General features: G+C 46.6%; 1 rRNA gene. It reads right to left on the reverse strand.

The features are described from left to right. A 23S ribosomal RNA gene (locus tag Q0739_RS14970) occupies positions 1-580 on the reverse strand; the annotation flags it as partial.

A 580-nucleotide genomic window follows, 5' to 3' on the forward strand; every position in this document is an offset into this window, starting at 1 on the left:
TTCTCCAGCCAACCTCACAGTCAACCTTCGACGACACTACAATGCTCCCCTACCGATATTTCTATCCCATAGCTTCGGTAATATGTTTATGCCCGATTATTATCCATGCCGAACCGCTCGACTAGTGAGCTGTTACGCACTCTTTAAATGAATGGCTGCTTCCAAGCCAACATCCTAGCTGTCTAAGCAGTTCAACCTCGTTAGTTCAACTTAACATATATTTTGGGACCTTAGCTGATGGTCTGGGTTCTTTCCCTCTCGGACATGGACCTTAGCACCCATGCCCTCACTGCTGATGATCATTTTATAGCATTCGGAGTTTGTCAGGAATTGGTAGGCGGTGAAGCCCCCGCATCCAATCAGTAGCTCTACCTCTATAAAACTATTAATCAACGCTGCACCTAAATGCATTTCGGGGAGTACGAGCTATTTCCGAGTTTGATTGGCCTTTCACCCCTACCCACAGGTCATCGGAACACTTTTCAACGTATATCCGTTCGGTCCTCCACTGTATGTTACTACAGCTTCAACCTGCCCATGGGTAGATCACACGGTTTCGCGTCTACCACTACTAACTATA

Origin of the sequence: uncultured Algibacter sp. (assembly GCF_947487605.1) — a bacterium.
GTDB lineage: Bacteria > Bacteroidota > Bacteroidia > Flavobacteriales > Flavobacteriaceae > Algibacter_D.